General features: G+C 70.5%; 2 protein-coding genes and 1 pseudogene. 1 reads left to right on the plus strand and 2 read right to left on the minus strand.

Annotation, left to right across the window (positions count from 1 at the left end; all coding sequences use genetic code 11):
- On the minus strand, positions 1-842 hold an 842-nt coding region (locus AB0I21_RS57345; RefSeq protein WP_360574488.1), incomplete at its 3' end, for an AMP-binding protein.
- Positions 843-1,115: 273 nt separating this feature from the next.
- A pseudogene (locus tag AB0I21_RS57350) lies at positions 1,116-1,251 on the minus strand (IS5/IS1182 family transposase); the annotation flags it as partial.
- Positions 1,252-1,462: 211 nt separating this feature from the next.
- On the opposite strand from AB0I21_RS57350, the gene AB0I21_RS57355 reads away from it, so the two are divergent.
- The coding region (locus AB0I21_RS57355) for a DUF4118 domain-containing protein (RefSeq protein ID WP_360574490.1) at positions 1,463-2,595 on the plus strand (1,133 nt) is incomplete at its 3' end.

Below are 2,595 nucleotides of genomic sequence, written 5' to 3' on the forward strand. Positions count from 1 at the left end.
TACAGGTTGAGCACCCGCCGCACGCCCGGGTTGGCGTAGATCCGGTCGACCAGCGCCCGGGTCAGCGGCTCCCCACCGGCGAACACGGCCCGCACGCCGCTCGGCAGCGGCGACCGCAGCAGCGCGGCGAGCGCGGACGGCACACCGTAGACGGTCGTGACCTCATCCCGGGCCGGCAGAGTCGGCAGCGCGAGGACGTTGTCGGCGAGGATGACCGTGCCGCCCGTGACCAGGGGCAGGAACAGCTGGGTGATCGACGGGTCGAAGCAGATCGACGCGGTGGCGAGCATGCCCCGCAGTTCCTCGGCCGTGTACGCGGCCGCCTCCCACCGCAGCAGGTTCATCGTGTTGCGGTGCTCGACGACGACGCCCTTGGGGCTGCCGGTGGAGCCGGAGGTATAGATGACGTACGCTACGTCGGTGCCGTCGCCGGGCAGGTCCAGCGGGGTCGCGTCGGCGTCCGCGGCGATCTCGTCGACCGGCACCGCGACCGCGTCCAGGCCGGCCCACGTCGAGGCACGGGTGGTCGCGACGAGCCGCATCTTCGTGTCGCCGGCGATGTACGCCAGCCGCTCGGCCGGGTACGCCGGGTCCATCGGCACGTAGGCGGCGCCGGTCTTCAGCACGCCCAGCAGCGCCGGGAGCAGGTGCTCGTCCCGGCCCAGACACACGCCCACGAGTTCACCGGGACCGGCCCCGGCCCGGGCCAGCTCCCGGGCGATCCGGTTCGCGCGGGCGTCAAGCTCCGCGTAACACATCCGGACGGTGCCGGCGATCACGGCAACCCGGTCCGGTGTGCGCCTTACCTGCTCTTCGACCTGTTCATGGACACGCTGATACACGCCCAGCCCTCCTAATTTTCAGACGGCCGTGCGTTAGCCGTTTGCCTGCCGGAAATAATGCCGCACCAATCAAGGGGCATTCTGGGCCGCATCCACTGAAGTCAAATGGCCCGTGATCACCGGAAACGCTGTCTCACCTCGCAGAACGGACGCCGATCGGCGTGCGGCGAGGGAAAACCCTACCGAGCACCCTAGTGATGATTTGGCTGTAATCGCCCCACCTGCGAGTCTGAGCACATGGCACGAATTGGGGTTGTGTTGCCGCGGGAGGTTGATGGTGGCAATCGCGCGTTCGCCGCAGGCCCGGATCTTCGGGCGCGCCTTTGTTCACCGCCGTCTGCCGACGCGACAGCATTGACCTTCGACGGTGGCGTTTGAACGGTGTGCGCACGGTGCCGCCGGCGCCCTGCATGTGATCCAGAGCGGTGATGCGCCGCACCCGAGGTGAATCATCGGGTGATCCGCGGCACCAGGACCGCAACGAGTCCGGCGTTCGATGCCTGCCGCCCTAGCATCGACTGGTTGCCTCCGCTCGACCGGCTCCGCCTGCCCAGCCACGCCGGAACCGATGTGTTCGACAAGAGGGCCGATTGATGCACGGACGCCTAGCGTCATGGCTGGTGCGGGTCAGCCAGCCGTCATCCGCCGTAGGGATCGCAGTCGGCGCCGGGTTCACCGTCGCGGAGACCCTGCTGGTCGCCCCGCTGCGGCAGGTTGCTCCGCTGGAAGCCCTGGCTCTCGTCTACCTGCCCGGTGTCCTCGTCGTCTCCACGGTGTGGGGCCTGTGGTCGGGTGTGGCGACGTCGATCCTCAGCGCGCTCGCGTTCGACTACTTCCACACCCCGCCGACCGGGCGCTTCCAGACCGAGGACTGGCGGGACTGGCTCGGGCTTTCGGTGTACCTCATGGTCGCCACGGTCTCCGCTTCGCTGGCGCAGCTGGCCCGCGCGCGGGCGCTCGAGTCCATCGAACGAAAACGGGAGGCCGACGCGGTCGCCGAGATGACCCGGCTCATCCTCGGCGCCGACGATGTGCGCGCCGTCCTTCCGGAAGCCTCCGATCGGATCGCGTACGCCATGCGGCTGCCGTATGCGGCGATCGAGCCTGATCCGGTGCCGCGGCGCGAGGACCAGATCCAGCTGCCGTTGGACCCGGGCGCGCTCGTCGTCCCCGGAGACGTCCCGGACCGAGTCCTGCGGCGTCTGCAGGACGGGGTGGTGCCCGGGCTGGCGACCGTGCTGCGGGCCGGTCGATCCTTGCAGGCGAACCGGGCCGGGCTGCAGGCGCTCCTCGCTCAGCAGGCGGCGTTGCGCCGGGTGGCGGTGCTGGTGGCCAACGGCGTCGCCTTCGCCGAGATCGTCGCGGCGGTCGCCACCGAGGCGGCCGACCTGTTCAACGCGGACGCCACGCGGGTCTGGCGCTGGGACGGTCCCAGCACGGTGACCGGCGTCGCCGAGTACAACAGAGAGCCAGGAACCGAGTCGACGCTGGGCAAACAGGTTGACTTCGCCGGTGGCGTCGTGGAGGTGGTGCGGCACGGCTCCCGTCCGGCCCGCATCGACTCGTACGAGGGCCGCAGCGGCCCGCTGGCCGATCTCGCCCAGGCGGGAGGCATGCACGCCTCGGTCGGCGCGCCGATCATCGTCGAGGGCCGGGTCTGGGGCGTCGTCGTCGCCCTTTGGCGGCGGGCCGGCCCGCCGCCGCGCGGCCGCGAGCATGAGCGCGCGAACATCACCCAGCTCGTGGCCACCGC

The sequence above is a fragment of the Dactylosporangium sp. NPDC050588 genome (assembly GCF_040654975.1).
GTDB lineage: Bacteria > Actinomycetota > Actinomycetes > Mycobacteriales > Micromonosporaceae > Dactylosporangium > Dactylosporangium maewongense.